This window comes from Bacteroides sp. BFG-606 (assembly GCF_024788145.1).
In the GTDB taxonomy this organism is placed as follows: Bacteria; Bacteroidota; Bacteroidia; order Bacteroidales; family Bacteroidaceae; genus Bacteroides; species Bacteroides vicugnae.
In genome coordinates this window covers 1,131,818-1,150,924 of the sequence record NZ_JANUIL010000001.1, presented here as the reverse complement: position 1 = coordinate 1,150,924, position 19,107 = coordinate 1,131,818, and the positions used below count along the sequence as shown (strand labels likewise).

The 19,107-nt window shown below is 45.6% G+C and carries 11 protein-coding genes and 1 pseudogene; all 12 read right to left on the bottom strand.

Annotated elements, in window-relative coordinates:
* Positions 1-13 precede the first annotated feature (13 nt).
* Positions 14-115: pseudogene (locus NXV01_RS04270) on the bottom strand (chloramphenicol acetyltransferase); the annotation flags it as partial.
* A gap of 57 nt (positions 116-172) precedes the next feature.
* On the bottom strand, positions 173-1,006 hold the full coding sequence (lgt, locus tag NXV01_RS04265; RefSeq protein WP_148367680.1) for a prolipoprotein diacylglyceryl transferase: 834 nt from the start codon (positions 1,004-1,006) through the stop codon (positions 173-175).
* Positions 1,007-1,055: 49 nt separating this feature from the next.
* Positions 1,056-1,964, bottom strand: a complete 909-nt coding sequence (locus tag NXV01_RS04260) for a ketopantoate reductase family protein (protein ID WP_259021783.1) — start codon at positions 1,962-1,964, stop codon at positions 1,056-1,058.
* A gap of 47 nt (positions 1,965-2,011) precedes the next feature.
* Positions 2,012-3,115, bottom strand: a complete 1,104-nt coding sequence (ychF, locus tag NXV01_RS04255; RefSeq protein ID WP_195648712.1) for a redox-regulated ATPase YchF — start codon at positions 3,113-3,115, stop codon at positions 2,012-2,014.
* A gap of 65 nt (positions 3,116-3,180) precedes the next feature.
* Entirely contained in the window at positions 3,181-4,323 is a 1,143-nt protein-coding gene (gene araJ / locus NXV01_RS04250) for an MFS transporter AraJ (RefSeq protein ID WP_148367677.1), read from the bottom strand.
* 186 nt (positions 4,324-4,509) lie between these two features.
* Entirely contained in the window at positions 4,510-5,925 is a 1,416-nt protein-coding gene (locus NXV01_RS04245; RefSeq protein ID WP_259021782.1) for an alpha/beta fold hydrolase, read from the bottom strand.
* A 174-nt stretch (positions 5,926-6,099) separates the two neighbouring features.
* A complete protein-coding gene (locus tag NXV01_RS04240; RefSeq protein ID WP_148367675.1) occupies positions 6,100-7,311 on the bottom strand; it encodes an alginate lyase family protein in 1,212 nt (403 codons plus the stop codon).
* A 60-nt stretch (positions 7,312-7,371) separates the two neighbouring features.
* Positions 7,372-8,622, bottom strand: a complete 1,251-nt coding sequence (locus NXV01_RS04235) for a glycoside hydrolase family 88 protein (RefSeq protein WP_259021781.1) — start codon at positions 8,620-8,622, stop codon at positions 7,372-7,374.
* A gap of 8 nt (positions 8,623-8,630) precedes the next feature.
* Positions 8,631-11,012 (bottom strand): glycoside hydrolase family 95 protein, encoded by a 2,382-nt coding sequence (locus tag NXV01_RS04230; protein WP_259021780.1) that lies wholly within the window; start codon positions 11,010-11,012, stop codon positions 8,631-8,633.
* 5 nt (positions 11,013-11,017) lie between these two features.
* Positions 11,018-13,858, bottom strand: coding sequence for a beta-glucosidase (locus NXV01_RS04225; RefSeq protein ID WP_259021779.1), 2,841 nt, complete (start codon positions 13,856-13,858; stop codon positions 11,018-11,020).
* Between the two features lie 47 nt (positions 13,859-13,905).
* Entirely contained in the window at positions 13,906-15,516 is a 1,611-nt protein-coding gene (locus NXV01_RS04220) for a RagB/SusD family nutrient uptake outer membrane protein (RefSeq protein WP_148367671.1), read from the bottom strand.
* Positions 15,517-15,528: 12 nt separating this feature from the next.
* On the bottom strand, positions 15,529-18,678 hold the full coding sequence (locus NXV01_RS04215; RefSeq protein WP_148367670.1) for a TonB-dependent receptor: 3,150 nt from the start codon (positions 18,676-18,678) through the stop codon (positions 15,529-15,531).
* Positions 18,679-19,107: the final 429 nt, after the last annotated feature.

Genomic DNA, 19,107 nt, shown 5'->3' with positions numbered 1-19,107 from the left:
CCTTGTTTGTGCTTTATTTTAGTAACTCTTCTACTTTCCTGTAAAACAATGAAAGATGATGCCCGTCTACAAATCCATGATGAATGGTCATAGCGATAGGCATTACTAATTTGCCTTCTTTGGTGATTGCTTTTCCTGTCCGCTCCCCAAGTTTCTATATCTATGATATGTTTCATTTCTTTTCTACTTTCTTCCGATCATAGAAGAACATGAAATAAACGCCTATGATGATAAATGGAACGCTTAACCATTGGCCCATATTGAACATCATGTGGTCTTCAAATGCTTCTTGGTTCTCTTTCAGGAACTCGATGAAGAAGCGGAAGACAAAGATGTAAGTCAAACAAAGTCCGAAGAAGAAGCCGCGGTGCAGTTTCTTACTGTAATTCTTGTACAGATAAATCATGATGAAGAATAGGATAAGATAGGCGATAGCCTCGTAAAGTTGTCCCGGATGACGGGGCTGCATATCTACACGCTCGAATATAAACGCCCAGGGTACATCAGTCGGCTTGCCGATGATTTCGGAGTTCATCAGGTTGGCAAGGCGGATGAAACAGGCTGTGATTGGAGTGGCTACGGCAATCATATCCAATACATCCATATAATGGAGCTTTGTCTTACGGCAATACAGCCAAAGTGCGACTATCAATCCTAGTGTGCCACCATGGCTGGCCAATCCCTCGTATCCGGTAAACTTCCAGTTTCCATCCGGCATAAACTTGATGGGAAGAATCATTTCCCAGAAATGTGACAGATAGTATCCCGGATCATAGAATAAACAGTGTCCCAGACGGGCGCCGATCAGAATACCAAAGAAACAGTAAAAGAAAAGCGGATCAAACTTCTTTTCTTCTATCTTTTTATCCCGGAACTGGTAGTGAACAATAACATAAGCAAAGAATATTCCTACTGCCCACAATAATCCGTAATAACGGATAGAAATACCGAACAGGTTGAATAGTTCGGGATTCGGGTTCCAGTTGATGTTGAGAAGTGAATACATAGGCTTGGTAGTATTATTTATTTAATAGGTTTCATTCTTTCTCTAGTGGCTATTCTTTGAATTTTTCTGCAACCATCCGGTAGGTCGGTATGTCAATCCCTTGTTCTTCGGCTGCTGCAATCATATCGAAAAGCAGTCCCTGTATCTCGGATTCGTGTCCGCGTGCCAGATCTTTCTGCATGGAAGCAGTGCTTTCGGGATCCAGTTTATCGATGATTTTCAGATTGTAAGTGACAGGGTCTTCCGGAAATTCCACACTTAGCTTCTTTCCTAAAGCAGCGCTCTCTGTAGTGAGTCCGATGAATGTATTCCGTATCTTTCCCGGTTTTTGAACTTCACCCATCGGAACATCGTAGTATGCCCCTGTTAAAGCCATTGCAGAAATAAACGACCATTTGATAAATGTATCCCGGTTGATATCCGGTGAAAGGTCTACTTTGATACCTGCTTCCTGCAAATCCTGTTGGATGGCTTCCAGTAATCCGGTTTTAACGATAGTGCCGCGATGAGCGCCATACACTAACCGGAATATTTTCCCCATCTGGGTGATTTCTCCTGTGCCGGATACAAACCCCACAATATAGATGCAACCATCCAGAACGGTAACTCCCGGAACAAGTTTCTGTATCCGCGGTCCTGTTCCATACACATTCAGTATGGGGATGACAACCGTGTCTTTGTGAGCGGCTCTTTGAATGAGTTCTACAATAGAATCGACCGAGTAACCTTTTACGCATACAAATATCACATCCGCTTTTCCATTGAATTCTTCAGCGGTAGTTGCCGGAATCCGGAGCGTATGTTCGCCTTTTAAATCCGACTTCAGTTTTAAACCATCCGTTTGTATTGCTTGCAAATGAGCACCACGGGCAATACAGGTTACATCTTTGCCTGCCAGCGACAAAAATCCTGCGATACTGCCGCCTACACCTCCAGTTCCTGCGATGAGATACTTCATGTTATTAGCGAATTAATAATTAATGAGTCGTTGGTGATGACTGATAATCACACATTGAAACGGAAATGCATGATGTCTCCGTCCTGCACTATATATTCTTTTCCTTCCACACCCAGCTTTCCGGCTTCTTTCACAGCTGCTTCCGATCCGTATTGAATATAGTCCTCGTATTTGATAACTTCGGCACGGATAAAACCTTTTTCAAAGTCAGTATGGATAACACCAGCACATTGAGGAGCTTTCCATCCCTTTTCGTAAGTCCAGGCGCGTACTTCCTGCACGCCGGCTGTGAAATAGGTTTCAAGATTCAATAGTTTATAAGCTGATTTGATAAGGCGTGCTACACCTGATTCTTCCAAGCCTACTTCGGCAAGGAACATCTGGCGGTCTTCGTACGTTTCCAGTTCGGCAATGTCCGCTTCTGTCTTGGCTGCAACAATCAGGATTTGAGCATCCTCGTCTTTTACAGCTTCACGCACCATATCTACGTATTTGTTGCCACCCACTGCGCTTGCTTCATCAACGTTGCAAACGTACATCACCGGTTTGCTGGTCAATAAGAACAGTTCGTGAGCAATCTTTTGTTCGTCTTTCGTTTCGAAAGTCACTGTACGTGCAGATTTACCCTGTTCCAGAGCATTTTTGTATTGGACAAGTACATCATAAGCTAACTTTGCAGCTTTGTCTCCACCCGTCTGCGCCTGTTTCTGTACTTTCTGGATACGGCTTTCAATCGTTTCCAAGTCCTTCAATTGAAGTTCGTAGTCGATGATTTCTTTGTCACGGACGGGGTTTACGCTACCGTCTACATGTGTCACGTTGTCGTCATCGAAACAACGGAGCACGTGGATGATTGCATCTGTTTCACGGATATTGGCTAGGAACTTGTTTCCCAGTCCTTCACCTTTGCTTGCGCCTTTCACCAGTCCGGCGATATCTACGATTTCTACAGTTGTAGGAACAATTCGTTGGGGATGTACCAATTCAGCCAGTGCGTTCAGACGTTCGTCAGGAACGGTAATTACACCTACATTCGGTTCAATTGTACAGAAAGGGAAGTTTGCCGCTTGTGCCTTTGCGTTCGACAAACAGTTGAAAAGAGTCGACTTACCCACGTTCGGTAGTCCGACAATACCACATTGCAATGCCATTTATCTATTTCGTTTTATTTAGTTATCGATAATCTGACTGCAAAGATAGGTATTTTGATAGAGTTTTAGTATTTTGCCTGGTATTTCTTATAAAAAATCAAGAACAAAGTGAATCCGATCAAGGCAAACGGTACACCTGTCAGGGCAGGATAACGGTATCCGCCACTAACAGCCAGTCCGCCTACATAGGCACCGATGGCGTTTCCGAGATTGAACGCAACCTGTACGCAGGCTGCTCCCAACATTTCTCCTCCTTTTGCTACACGGATAATCAATATCTGTTCCGGACTGGATACAGCAAACAGTCCAGCCGTACAAAGGCACATTAACAGGGCGGCTGCCCATTTGTATGGAGAAAGGAAGAAAATAAGCAATAACATCATGCAGATGAGTGCTTGTGCGGCAGTTCCCACCTTTCCGGGAGTGTAACGATCGGAGAGACGGCCACTAATCAGGTTTCCCATCACCATACCGAAACCGGCAAGGATCATTAAAGGCGTAATGCTTTCTGTGGAGAAGCCGGACACATGGGTAAGCAGCGGATTGATGTAGCTATACCAACAGAATACACCGCCGTTTCCTAAGGCTGTAGCACCGAGAATCAACCACGGAGCCGGAGTTTTAAGAAAACGGAACTGCCCTTTAAAGCCGGTGTCCTGCAAACCTTCTACATGGGGAACCCATCGCCAGATATAGTACATGATAACAATTCCCCAAATGCCGACTAAGAGGAAGGTGGCACGCCAGGAAAGCATGGTACTTAAAGAAGTTCCCAGAGGTACACCGAATAGGTTGGCAATGGTCATTCCCGCAATCATGATGGAGACGGCTTCCGAGCCTTTACCTTTATCGGCCAGTTTCTCGGCAACAATAGAGCCTACTCCGAAGTATGCGCCATGAGGTAAGCCGGAGATGAAACGGGCAACGAGTAGCACCCAGTAATTGGGAGCCATAGCCGCACAGATGTTACCTATCATAATCAAGGTAACTAATACCAACAGAATATGTTTTAATGGATATTTGCGGGCCAATGTCAGTACAGGGGCACCGACACAGACTCCTAATGCATAAGCAGATATGAAATGCCCTGCGGTAGGAATACTAATACCTAAATCTTTTGCCACATCGGGCAAAATTCCCATCATCACAAATTCGGCAATACCCAATCCCAGTGTACCGAACGCCAATGCAATAAGACTCTTCTTCATACCAAACTTTACCTAATACCTGTTGCTTTTTACCTTTTTACCTGCCGCTTTTTTTATTTCGGCTGCAAAGGTAAAACAAAATCTTTCAAGGTGAGTTCAGACCGGACGATTTTGATTTAAATCAATTTATACAATGCTAGTGTGTAGCAAGATGATTGCCGGGAGGTTGGAAGATGGATAAAGCGACTATTTCGTTTGCTTTAGAATCCATTCCGCGATATCTTTTAAAACTTCCGGGCTGATGGTTTCCTCCAGTTGCCCGTATTCTGCCAGTGTTCCTTTTTCGCAAGTCTGAAACAGATGGTTTAAGTTGGGATAGGCTTTGATAGTTACATTTGTATTTCCATTTCCAGTGATTCTTTCTTGGATGGCGGTCAGGTTCATGGCGGCATCCATTTGAATGTCTTTTTCTCCGTTTAGTGCCAGAACCGGACATTTTAGTTCCTTCAAGTCTTCGGCCGGATCATATCGCATAAAATGCAGATACCACGGAGAAGTCATCGAACTGATTTGTGCAGATATCTGCTGGATGGTATTTAAATCTTTCAGCTGTTCGGGAGACATTGTTTGGGTAATGTCTGCATATAATTCTTTCTGTAACTCTTCGGGAGTCTTATCCGTTTGTTGCAGTATGGCGTACCTGTTTCGTATAGACGGTTTCATCCCTTGCCAGACTGCATCCGGCATTCCCTGGGACTTAGATATTAACTCTACCTGCTTCAACATCAGACTGTCGCCTTTCACACCGGCCCCTGCCAATGAAACGACAAATGCGATCGACGGATCTTTTTTTGCAACGATGAATGCAATGATTCCGCCCGCACTATGTCCGATGATACCGATTTTCTTCGCATTAATTTCTTTTCTGCTGCGCAGATAATTGATAGCAGCCTCCGTATCTGTGGCAAAATCCTCATTGGTAGCTGTTGCATGATTACCTTGTGAAGCGGCAGTTCCCCTATCATCACACCTAAGTACGGCAATTCCGTTCCGGGTCAGATAATCGGCGATGACGAGGAAAGGTTTGTGTCCCATGATTTCTTCATCCCGGTTCTGTGCACCGCTCCCTGTCACCATAACCACTGCCGGAAACTTAGTTCCCTTTTGGGGAAGAGTCAATGTTCCGGCAAGGCTGATGCCATCCTGCTCATTCCTCACAATGACCTCTTCGCTTTTGTAAGGGAAAGGCGGTTGAGGCTCCTGTGGGCGCTTGGGGCGACCGGCTTCTCCCTTTTCCAAATTCAATGGAATAGGCATTCCCTGTGTAAACGTCCCACTGATTGTTTGATTACTATCCAATTTTCCTTTGTAAGAGGCATGGATAATGGGTATCTGGATCGTCAATATAGAATCATTGAAAGAAGTAGTCTGCGTCTTTATGCCGTTAGCTCCCTGGTCGGGGCTGTCCAATGTCGTCACATAAGTTCCCTGTTCTGTTTGACTGATATGGAATACAATAGTCAATGAACCGGTGGGAATGGAAAGTTTTCCATGCCAGGTTCCCGAAATATCCTGGGCAGAAACAGGGGATGAAAAGAACACTCCGGCTACTACTAGTCCGGTAATGAGGATAACGATGCGGGCGGCTTTAATTATTTTCATAAGAGGAAAAATTAGATTTAATCTTATTGCAAATATAAGATATAACAAAGGTAACAATTTTCCTCATTATAAAAATAAGACATTACCCAATCTTGTCAGAATCTGGTAATATCTTATTCAGAAACATCTTAATCTATTCCGATGTCGTGTAATATTTATAATATACCTATTGAATTATTCTAAACTATATAACAATCGCCTTCTGTCCGTGCTGGATGGCTTCAGATATTTTTGGCAGATCTCCTCCCAACCCGATTTATTGTCATAGAAAGAAGCACGGTGCAATATCCAACAACTTGTTTGCAACTCTTTTTCCCAATCCCTGCTTTGCTGGTATGGAAACTCACTTTGTGGCTTGCCGATAAAAGAAGCCATATACTTCAATGCTTTCGCGATGCAACGCCCGTCTTTGGAAGTGCTGTTGTAGACATCTATACCTAATGTATGGCCGATTGCACACATATCCATTATAAGAGCCAGATTGTAGTTTGTGTAACTAAGTCCGTTGGTGCGCTCCAGTTCTCTAAGTTGTCTGCCGTCGGGTTCGATTTGTGGGAACAATCGTAACTTTGCAAACTCACTGATTGTCTTCCGTGCCAGGACAGAATCTCCGGTGAAGAGCGCATACACCGTTTGTTGCACGTCGAAAGATACCCCATGATTATTTTCAGATGTCCGTGCCTCGTCGGCTACAGGACTGGTGCGAATCCATTCCAGATAATCGGTAAACCAATCTTTCAGACCGGAACGGTCTGCTGTTGTAAAGGCGGTGGAAGTATTCATCATCTCTACTGCATCCAGTAAATTGATAAACGAATAAACATCAATCATGCCGAACCCTCTGCCCTTGTTCCCATTATGACCCGGAATCATTTGTGCATAATTCATGTTGGGATTCATGCGAGTTTCAGGGTTCAGAAACCAGATGCGGGTGAGTTCAGCAGCTTTGGCTGCATATTTCTCATTGCCGGAGAAATAGTAGGCGATTCCTAAAGTCGATATATCATTAATTGTCTTTCCGATGTTCGTACAGTCACTCGTTGCATTAGGGTTGCGTACTCCGTCTTTGCGGATATAAGGCAGACCGTCGGGTTTCGTCGGATCGGGCCACCAGTAAGGTCCCATACTAATGTAGTCGTGTTTGTCCCCGCTACCCGCAACCATCGTTTTATCCATCACGGAGACAGGTTTACTTTTCAGGGCTTTGTCCGCCTCATTCATCAATTTAGTGATGGCAGATGCATATTCTTTTGACTCCATACGGGCTTTTACCTTAGCCAGTTTCTCTCCGTCGTATATTCTGGTAGATGGAATTTGAGCAGTTACCCTTCCTGCTCCGGTGAATAGGAAGAGAATGACCATCCATAATTTAGTAGATTTCTTCATGGTTTTATCTGTTAGTTTAAACAATTAAATACTCCGTTTTCTTACCGACATGATTTAATATTAAAACAGTTTACCCGTTTTTTCTAATTTGTTTTTACGCATCAACGCTTCTATGAAATAATAGTCGGCATAGACAATAGGTACGTCCACTTCCGTATTAGTCGGTTTGGTACCCGTGCTGTGCAATAACAGGAAACCGTTGTCTTTCTTTAGCGTAGCGCGATAATGCTTCGTCAGGTTCTCTATGATCTTATCCGCATTGCTCCTGTAGCGTTCCCCCTTTTCAAGATCATACAGGCTAAGTTCATAAAGTGCCGAAGCGATGACCGTAGCCGCTGAAACATCACGTGGCTCGTCGGGTATACCGGGCGCATCGAAATCCCAGTAAGGAATAAGATCCTCCGGCATATTGGGATGAGTAAAGAGGTACTTCTCTATGTTTTGTGCCTGCTCCAAAAACTCCGGTAACCGGGTTTCGCGATAACACATCGTATATCCGTAGAGCGCCCATGCCTGTCCGCGTGACCAGGCAGATTCATCGGCAAAGCCCTGATGAGTATTCTTTTTTAATACCTGCCCTGTAATTGTATCATAATCTATCACATGATAACTGCTGAAATCAGGCCGGAAATGATGCTTCATCGTAGTTCTTGCATGATCGACCGCTATCCGGTAAAACGTAGAGTCTTTGCTCTCCTTAGTAGCCCAGAACAGCAGTTCAAGGTTCATCATATTATCAATAATCACCGGACATAGCCATTTGGCCGTACTATGATCCCACGACCGGATAATCCCTGCCGCCGGTTTGAAGCGCATAGCGAGTGTGCGTGCTGATTGCAGCAAGACCTCTTTATAGTGTTCATCTTGCGTCAGACGGTATCCGTTGCCAAAGCTGCAATAGACTTTAAAACCCATGTCGTGAGTACTTCCGTTCATCTTTTCCTTCTCTAATATATCAGTATGTTGCTGGGCTTTCTTTTTCCAGAAATTGTTTTGGGTATATTCGTAAAGGAACCAAAGTTCTCCCGGAAAGAATCCGCTTGTCCAGTCTTTGGACGGCACCAAGTTCAGTGTCCCGTCCGGTTCCGAATTGCGGGGGTTGGTCAATTCTCCCCAACCGTTCTTTTCCCGTTTTGCGCGGCTTTCGGGTGACTCATTGACGATGGCATAATCTATCTCATCAAAAGCAAACCGGAGTTGTTGCTGTGCAAACTCCATGTTATCTTCAATGAGGTTGGTTGCCGGTTGGGGAGTGCAGCCGGCGAAACCTGCTCCCAGTGCCAGAATCGCTATTTGTTTTTTCAGTCTCATATCTTTTATTAATGGTTTAAGTAATAGGTATTTCCTTTTTGGGTGGCAAATCTGATGCGGTTCTTACTTTCCCGGATAGTTTTCACTTTCTTTCCTTTGGCGTCTTTGATTGTAAAATTGGCAATATCCTTGTATTGAATGACGCATTCGCCACCCGCTCTGGATAAGACATCCATTTGAGTCATGAGTCCCTGTTTCCAGAAAACGGAAACTACAAAGTTTCCCCGGGCTACCAAACCTTCATAACTTCCGTCTCTCCATGCAGCCGGCAGGGCGGGGAGAGGGTTGATATACCCTTCATGACTTTGAATCAACATTTCTGCTACTCCGGCAGTCCCTCCCAGGTTTCCGTCAATCTGGAAAGGCGGGTGCATATTCCACAGGTTTTCGAGGATGTATTTCTTCAATAACAGCTGGTATCGTTGGTACGCCATATCCCCGTCTTTTACCCGTGCCCATAAGTTTAAACGATGGGCGACACCCCATCCTGTCGATTTATCTCCCCGGTTGTTTAAAGTTACGGTAGCCGCCTTCAACCATTCGGGAGTCTCCGCATTAATCAGCGTACCCGGATAGAGTGCGCATAAATGCGAAATATGGCGATGGCGCGGATCTCCGATGTCACTATACTTTTTTTCTTCACGATATTCCTTTATCTGCCCCGATTCTCCGATCTGGATGGCATCCAGTTTGCCAATCTGCTCTTTTATCGTCCGGAGGAAAGGCGACTCCTCTTTCAGGATATCCGCTGCTTTCAATACATCATGAAAACTCTCCCAAATCATTCCCTGATCGAATGCACAACCTTTCGTCTGGTAGGTCGTACCGTTATGATATTGTTCAGGCGAAGAAGACGGATCAGCCAGCAAATATCCTTCCTCTGTCGGTTTCAGAGTTTTCGAAAGAAATTTGGCCATACCCAGCATGGCGGGATAAGAGTGTTTCTTCAGTATATCTTCATCCCTGGTGAAATCATAATAATCCCAGAATAATTTGGTGGTGAATCCTCCCGTTCCAGGTCCCGAATGTCCGCCGGGGCTATCTATTGAGAAAGCGTTTGCCCCTGTTCCGATGGTCCATCCGTTTTCTTCGGGGATGGCCGATAAGGCGTCAGGGTTATTCTTTTTGATATAACTTGTCGCTTTCTCGTTGGCCGATTGACGGAAAGCTTCATTGTATTCCACATAAGGAATAAATACTTCCGCCAGATTCGTGTTAAAGGCAGCCCAGTAATTCATTTGTATATTGATGTTATGCCAGTAGCCTCCGGACCAGGGCGCATATTCATACTGGCTCCATGCTCCCTGAAGGTGGGGTGGTAACGAACCCTTTCTCGACGAAGCGATTAATAAATAACGTCCGTACTGGAACAATAATTCATCCATATATAAACTTTCTTTTCCTCTCTGATAGTCGTGCAACAGGCTGTCAGTCGGTATACCGGGAGTCTCATCACAAAGACGCAAGTCCACCCGGCTGAAGAGAGACTGATAATCGGCTATATGCTCTTTGCACAATGCCTCATATCCTTTGTCGGCCGCTTTCTGTATGCATTGGCTGACAGCACGGTGCGGATGCTCGTTTCCGGTAAACTTGTTTTCCGGAGATGCCGTGAATACCGAACTTTTCAGTTGATAAGCAGTTTGTGCATTAATCAGTAACACTACGCTGTCAGCCTGTTGTATGCGGATGGTTCCGTTGTTTCCCGATTCGTCGTTCATCGCTTTTAGCTGTCCCCCACTGGGAATTACTTTAATCTGCGCTTCATACGGCAGCCGGAAAAACTGTATATCTCCGGTCAGGGTAATCAAGTCATTCTGTGCTGATACCTTGCCTGTACGTCCGGTTCCTTCGTCGTTATATTCGTGCAGGTAAGGAAGCACGGGACGAAGAGTGAACGAAATCTTTCCGGGTTGGTCCGCTTTGAGCTTTACGACGATTACATTGCTTGGGTAGTTGGCGAAATATTCCCTTGTATAGTTCACACCCTCGTATTGGTAGTTTACCGTAGAGATGGCATCGTTGAGGCGCAGTGAACGTTTGTAGTTCAATGGCTGGTCATGGTGAATACCCTCTATATATATTTCCGCAAAGTTGCCGATGCCCCCTTTCTTGTACGGTCCTTTGACGCCGAATGTTTTTTCTGTCAACTGAATACGCTCCGTATCCGTGCGTCCGAATATGCAAGCCCCCATATATCCGTTCCCTATGGGTAAAGACCATCTCTCCCAATATTTGTCATAAGGGAATCCGCGACTCTTTACAATGTTTTCAGCTCCTTCATTAGGTGCAGGCTGACTGTACCACAACGAATATTCTTTCTGTTGTGCTGATGCCGACGGCAGAATAAACAGATACATAATAAGTAAGAGGAATAGTCTGGTTTTCATATATCTTATTTTTTAATTTGAGGTAATTTGATTTCTGTAATGCCCACTCTGTCACTGCCTAACACGATACGCAGGTCGCTGGCAGTAGTTCCTTTAAAAGGAAAGTTCAACAGCTTATGATACTCTTTCACTGTGCCGGAGTACACCGTCAGGAACTGTCCGCCACCACTGGAAAGCTGTATTTCAAAATCGGTTTCCAGTCCGTTATCGCGATGAAAGGCAATGGAAATGCCATCCACTTTCGCTTCGTTCTGTAAGGCAAAGGTGATGTAATCCCCTTTGTTTCCCTCCCAGAAAGTGGTAGGGTTGTTATCCACCACGTTATTCACCGTTTCCTGATTCGTACTTGCACTTATCGGAGCTTCGTTTTCCTTGTTTTGCGGAGTAGAGTCGTTTATGCAGTCAACCACCGTTAACGTGCCGTTCAGACGAATATCCGTAGAAGAAGCCCCTACCATCAGTGTGAAATCACCGGGCTCTACTACCCAATGCATATCCGCGTTCAGCAATTCCAATGCCTTCCGGTCAATGGGAAAAGAAACTTCCTTTGTTTCGCCCGGCTTCAGATGGATTCGTTCAAATCCGGTCAGGTTCTTCTCGTACGTAGTGACGCTGCTCAACACATCGCGCACATAGAGCTGTACTACTTCATCTCCTGCCCGTTTGCCTGTATTCGTCACTTTGCAGGTGACATACGTCTTTTGATTAGGAGTGATAACTGCCGGAGTTATTTTCAGGTCGGAATATTCGAAAGAGGTATAACTCAAGCCATATCCGAAAGCATACAATGCACCGTTGGCACGTGACATATTGCCATCCATTCCCGGATTCTTCCCCCCATCAATTTGAGAAGACGGTTTGCACGGGAAATTGAAAGGAATTTGTCCCACTGTTTTCGGGAAAGTGACAGTTAGTTTACCGCCCGGATTATAATCTCCGAAAAGCACGTCGGCTACCGCTTTTCCACCTTTCGCTCCCGGATACCACGTTTCGAGAATGGCGGGAACAAACTTGTCAGCCCAGTTAATAGACAAAGGTCTTCCGTTGATAAGCACCAGTACGACAGGTTTGCCCGTAGCCACTACTGCTTTCAACAGGTCAAGTTGCCTCCCCGGCAGATCGAGACTACTGCGGGATTTGTTCTCTCCGCACGTACGCTGTCCGCCTCCCAATACAACTACCGCTACATCCGCCTCTTTTGCCTGACTGACAGCTTTGTCTATTTCCTTTTGCTCTTCTTCTGTCAGCGGAAAATCAATCAATTCCGATTCCGGCCAGTTCGCATCTACCAGTTCGCATCCTTTGCTATAAAGCACTTCCGCTTTCCCGTCCGTCTTCTCTTGAATACCTTTCAGTACGGAAGTCACCTCTACCGCCAACGGCCCATAATGTCCCAATGCATAAGAACATTCATCCGCATTCGGTCCGCAAACCGCTATCTTCTTGATACCTGAAATATCCAGCGGTAACACGTCTTGATCGTTTTTCAGCAGTACGATCGATTCCCGGGAAGCCTGCAGGGCGACTTCCTCGTTTTCTGCTTTCTCCACTTCTTCATCCGCCCCTTTCAAATCTGTCTGATACGGATGATCGAACAGTCCGACTAAAAACTTGACACGCAGAATATCCCGTACCCGGTCATTGATGACCTCCTCACTCAATCCTCCCTCTTTCACTAATTCCCTCAACGGCAATACATAAGAATCGGGAGAGCGGAACGTGCAACGGACATTTAATCCGGCTTCTACGCTTTGCCTTACCGCCTCTTTCATATCCTTGGCAGTATTATGTTTGGTATAAAGATACTCCACAGCATCACTGTCGGAAACAACATACCCACGAAATCCCATCTCTCCGCGCAGGCGGGTAGTCAGCCAGTAATAGCTGCTTTGGATAGGAAACCCGTCATAATCATTGTAAGAACTCATCACTCCCAGCAATCCCGCTTCACGGATCACCCGCTTGAAAGGATAAACATGAACCATCTCAACCTCGCGCGGAGACATCTGCGGATCGACGCGGGACATACCTTCACGCCCGCCTTTGTTGTTACTGTAAGCGATGAAATGCTTTCCCGTGGCAGCCACCTGATAATCCTGCTGCATCCCCCGTACCATTTCAATGCCCAGTTCAGCTACCAGATAAGGAGACTCCCCGTACACTTCTTCATAACGTCCCCACCGCTGGTCGCGCCCCACATCGAGTATGGGCGCGTAAACATTGGTATACCCCAGCATACGGGCTTCCCGTCCGGTGATGACACCGACCTGGCGGATGAGTTCCCGATTCCAGGTATGTCCTAATCCGAGTTGAGTAGGAAAGTTCGTTGCTTTGTAACTTTCTACCCCACGAATCCCTTCGTTGGTGAAATCGGTAGGAATACCCAACCGGGTTTCTTCTATAAAGAACCGCTGCACCTCATTCAACGCCCACGCATGACGGGAAGCAGGCCAGACATATTCATTGTCCGATGGAGGAAGTCCCCATTGTTGAAATCCGTTCAGGTGCTCGTCAATGGCTCCGATACCATCTTTCCACAACTGGTTCTTCCATTCGGGAGTGGGCAGATCATCCTTTAATACCCTCTTATATCCATACAGAGTGACCATCTGACAGGTCTTTTCTTCCAGCGTCATCTGCTTGAGCAAATCCTCGATGCGTGCATCGACAGGTGCTGAAGGATCTTCATAGATGTCCTTCACCCCGTTCTTGTTAAAGTCTATCCATCCCTTTTTATACATCTCGGTACGGACAGGTTTATATATGGCAGGTGTTTTAACTGTTTTTTGTGCAGCAAGAAATCCGCAACTTCCTGACAAAAGGACTGTAATTAATAGCTGTTTCATGGTTTTTCTGTTGGGGGTATAATGTTTCTCAAAACGGGGAGATAAGACTATTCTGCTGCGTTACTCCAATAAGAGTTTTGTTTCAGAAGTAAGTTCACTCCCAATTCTTTCATCGGAATAGGCAGGAACTGATGCCTTTCTTCCGTATTGGCTGCATATTCTTTAGCTGCTTTATAATACCCGCTGGTAGTCCACCGTTTGTCGTTCGTGGCTTCAGTTAGTTTGTTATGAGCGGCATCATAATAGATTCCCCAGCGGATAAGGTCGTACTTGCGCAGACTCTCGAAACAGAGTTCGCGGGCTCTTTCATCGCGCACTTCCTGTTGGAATTCCGCGTATGACAGGTTCTCCACTTTATCGATTCCGGCACGTTCGCGTACCTCATTGATTGCATCGTAGGCCAGGTCAGTAGGAGCTTTACCGGCTTCGTTCTCGGCTTCGGCCAGCATGAGCAGCACATCGGCATAACGCAGCACCGGATAGTTGATCTGGTCGTTGTTCTTCTCTTTAGGAGAAGTAGTGGTCCATTCCCTGCGGTATTTGCCGCAACGGCGTGTCACGATTTCCGTATCTTTCCAGTATACCGCGGCGTCGCTGGCGTCGAGCTTGTAAGTAGCCATTGATAAGTCGCGACGTAAGTCACCGGGGTTTTTCTCGAACAAATCCCATAAGATCAGTGAACCGCAATAGAACCCGTAGGCATATCCCTTACCGGTGGAAGAGGTGTTTTCCTGCCAGTTTCCGATAGTGTTTCCTATGCGTGAGTAGGTAAACTTGCCGTCTACGCGGGTACCGATGAATTCCACTTCCCACATACTTTCATTGTATTCCGTATCATACTTGTCGGAAGCGATGTTTTTCCAGATCGCATAGATGTCTCCCTGATACAGTTTGTGCTTATGCGAGTCATACACAGCCTTGGCATACTTGGCCGCTTTTTCATAAAACTCCTTGCCGCCATTGGAGGGCGATCCGGCACGCCATAAGCAGACGCGTGCCAATATGCCTTGAACAGTCGTCTTTTTGACGTGTGATGGAGACAGGTCGTATTTGGAGTCATCCACCAGGTCGATGCAGTCTTCCATCTCCTTGATAATCCAGTCAATGGCTTCTGCATGCGGAGTTGCCGCAAGGGAGCTGTTATTGATGTCGGTCACGGTTTCCGTGCGGATGGGTACTTCATACCAGCTCTGTACAAGCAGAAAGTGGTAGTAGGCACGCAGGAATTTGGCTTCTCCCTTAATACGGTTCTTCACGGCTGCATCCGGAATGTTGGCTGCATCGATATTGTCCAATAATACGTTGGCGTTGTTGATACCGGAATAGAGCTGCGTCCACGTCTGGTAAATATCATTATTACTTGAATTGTGTGAGTTGGTATAAACCTGACCGCTTTGGTTCAGGCGGGCATAGTAACTCAAGTCATCGGTATTGGATAGGATATTCGAGTACCTCTCACCGTATACATGGTCGGTAGCCAGTGTCCAATAAACTCCGGCCAGTGCCATCATACAGTCACTTTCATTTTTGTAGAAGATTTCGGGAGAGACGAAATCATGCGGGTTTTTATCCAGGAAGTCTGAACAGGATGACAGTAATAAGGACATACATCCTAATGCCAGTACAGCGGTCTTTAAATTGCGATATATCTTTTTCATGTTGAATACTCTTTAAAATGTTATGTTTACGCCAAATGATGCATTGAATGAACGCGGGCAGGAAGACCAGTCGAATCCGGGAGTCAATACGCTGTTGCGGACGGAAACTTCCGGGTCTGAACCGGAATATCCCGAGAGGGTGGCTATATTTTCAGCGGAGAAGTACACTCTGGCTGCCTGAATACCCAGTTTGTAGAGTGCTTTTCTTCCTAAGTTGTATCCTAAAGAGATGGTCTTTAACTTTAGGAAAGAGCCGTCTTCCACGTACAGAGAACTGTAATGTTTGGCGTCCAGAGCTTGCGCTCTCGGCATGTCACTGGTAGGATTGGCTGCGCTCCAGCGGTTGTTGTAAGAGGCGAACATATTCGTATTGGTCCGGTTGCTCGGATTTTCGAAAACCATTCTGTTTGCATTCAGAATATCGTTTCCATAGCTCCATTGCAGGAAGATATTCAAGTCCCAGTTCTTATAGACAAAGTTGTTGGTGAATCCTCCCGTGTGTTTCGGTTGTCCGTTGCCGATAATGGTACGGTCGTCGTCGGTGATTTTGTTGGTTCCGTCGTTGGACAGTTTTTTGTATCTGGGGTCACCCGGTTGTACACTGTCGGAGATTCTGGGGATTCCGTCTTTCAGTTTGTATGATATGGAGCCGTCCGAATTAGTGGTCTGGTTAAAATCGTCGTACTTGTAAGTACCCTCGTAGATGTAACCATACAGTTTTCCGGCAGATTCACCTACGCGGCTGATATAAGCAGGCATATTGTTGTAGGCATTATCCCATCTGACGTAGCTAAGCATTTCTTTCTGTCCGGAGTTGAGGGCGATAATTTCATTATTGTTGAATGCAATGTTGAAGTTAGAGCTCCATGTGAAGTCTTTCGTTGTGATATTGGTACTTTCCAGGGTGATTTCAAAACCTTTGTTACGCAGCTTACCGATATTCAGTGTTGCTGTGGCATAACCCGAACTTGCCGGAACTTCCGCGTTCAATAACAGGTCTTTGGTCGTTTTGATATAGTAGTCCAGTGTCAGGTTGATGCGGCCTTTGAGGAAGCCCAGATCGATACCGAGGTCGAACTGTTCGGTCGTCTCCCATTTCAGGCTGGGGTTGGCCATGGAACTCAGTACATAACCGGTAGTGAAAGAGCTGTCCCACGGATATTTATAGTAGTCGCTGTGTGTAATCAGCTGCGCCATGTAATCATAATTTCCGATGCGGTTGTTACCCGTCAGACCCCAGCTTGCGCGTAATTTACCGTTTGATAGCCAGGGAAGATTCCCGCTTACAAAACTCTCACGTGAAAAAGTCCATGCCAGCGAACCGGATGGGAAGTATCCCCAGCGATTGTCCTTGGCAAACTTGGAAGAGCCGTCGGCACGTATGGTAAAGTTTGCGTAATATTTTGATTTATAATTGTAATTGAAACGGGTAAAGTAAGACATCATAGCGTTGTCGCCCAGCGATGCAGTGGTCGTCGGAGTAGCTTCACTCTTACCGATACCTGCCATGCCGAAAGATTCGTTCGTGATGTAATCCTGCGTGATACTGGTCGTATAATCGGAGTATTTCTGGAAAGTCAGACCGGCCAGTGCGTTGAAACTGTGTTTGTTCTTGTTGAACTGATAAGTCAACGTATTCTCATTCAGGTAATTTCTGGTTTCCTGTTGAGTCAGCTTGGCATTGATACCCTTGCTTTGTGTATTCTTAGGATGCGAGTTACCTGTACGGGTCTGACTGCCGTTAAACTCTTCTCTTTTGATGTCCCGTCCCGTATATCCGGCGGTAGTTTTGAATTTCAGGTTCTTGATAATTTCCCATTCCACTCCTAAGTTGGCTTGCAGGTGATTAGTCGTGTTGCGACGGTATTCATTCCGTGCGGAAAGTACCGGATTGAAACGATAGTCATCGCTCATCGACACATCTTCATCATACATGGCCGCCAACAGGTCGGAACCCGACGGAGAAACCGGACGGTATCCCCAAACACTGTATAATAAGGAATGAGACATCGACGAAGCCTGTGCCGACGGACTGACTCCGTTCTGCACGTTACTGGCGAAATTCGCATTCGCATTTACCTTTATCTTCTTATTGATTTGCTGGCTGAAATTGAAACGTCCCTGATAACGGCTCAAATCCGTATTGATAACAATACCCTGCTGGTTGCTGTAAGAGAGCGAAGCCGAATATTTCATTTTGTCGCTACCGCCGTTCAATCCCACATAGTGATTGTGGCTGACGGCTGTACGGTAGATTTCATCCTGCCAGTCATAATCTCTAAAAGTTTTGTAATCTTCCAGAGTGACGCCATTCTTCAGATAATAATTGGAGAAGTCGTCTGCCGACATGATTTCCTGTTGTAACAAAGCGAAATCATAACCGCTCATCATATCCATCGTTTTGTTGACTTTGCTTATGCTGACGCTTCCGTTATAAGTCACTTTCGCCTTGCTGGCCTGTCCCTGTTTGGTGGTGATGATGACGACACCATTGGCACCGCGCGAACCGTAAATAGCTGTGGCGGACGCATCTTTCAAGATGTCGATAGATGCGATGTCATTCGGATTGAGGGCGCTCATGCTGGAATTTTCCTGCGGGAATCCATCTATTACATAGAGAGGAGCCGTGCTTTGCGTCAGCGAACCCGCTCCGCGGATGACGATATTGAAGTTATCCCCCAAAGCTCCGTCGGTAGAAGTCACCTGTACACCGGCAATACGGCCACCCAGACTTTCCGCGATATTGTTTACCGGGGTTTTCGTCATATCACTTATATTGGCCTTGCCGATAGAACCGGTCAGGTCCCGTCTTCTGACGTCACCGTAACCCACAGCCACTACAGTTACCTCTTCCAATGTCTGGGCATCTTCTTCCATTACAATATCGAATCTTTTCTTATTGCCCACTTTCACTTCCTGGGTTTTATAACCTACAAAAGAGAATTTCAGAACGTCGCCGGATTTTACATTTCCTAATTTAAATTCGCCGTCCATGTTTGTAGTCACTCCATTTGTTGTTCCTTTTACCACCACACTGACTCCTGCGAGTTCTCCGGAGGCATCGACAACTTTACCTGTAATTTGGCTTCCCGTCTGTGCTTGAATAGCAGATGTACACCAGAACGAAATAACCAATAGCATGAAAGCTACTTTCTGTTTCATAAATATTAGTTTAATAAATTGTTAAATAAAAGATTTCTGTTCTATTTCTGATAACTACTTCGATCGCAGAGACAAAACTCCGACGATGTTTTTCTGACTCAAAAATAGGACGTTCCGACGAGAGTCGATTACACAGGCCATTCTAATGCTTGTAAAAACGGACATTCCCTGAAAAATACGTCATTTTACAAACGTATGGTGGAATATTACAAACTAACGTGCGGAAATGCAATCTATCCGTTCCGCCGATGAGGCAATATTTCCAGTCTCCCTCTTGCTTTTTACTGTTTAATTTTGTATCTTTAGAGTTTCTCATCCTTCTAAAGACAGGTAGTCATATTATAAAGTGACTAATGTCATCTTATAAGGTGATATTTATCATTCTATAAGGTGACTATTGTCACCTTACAACGGGACGACTACCCGACT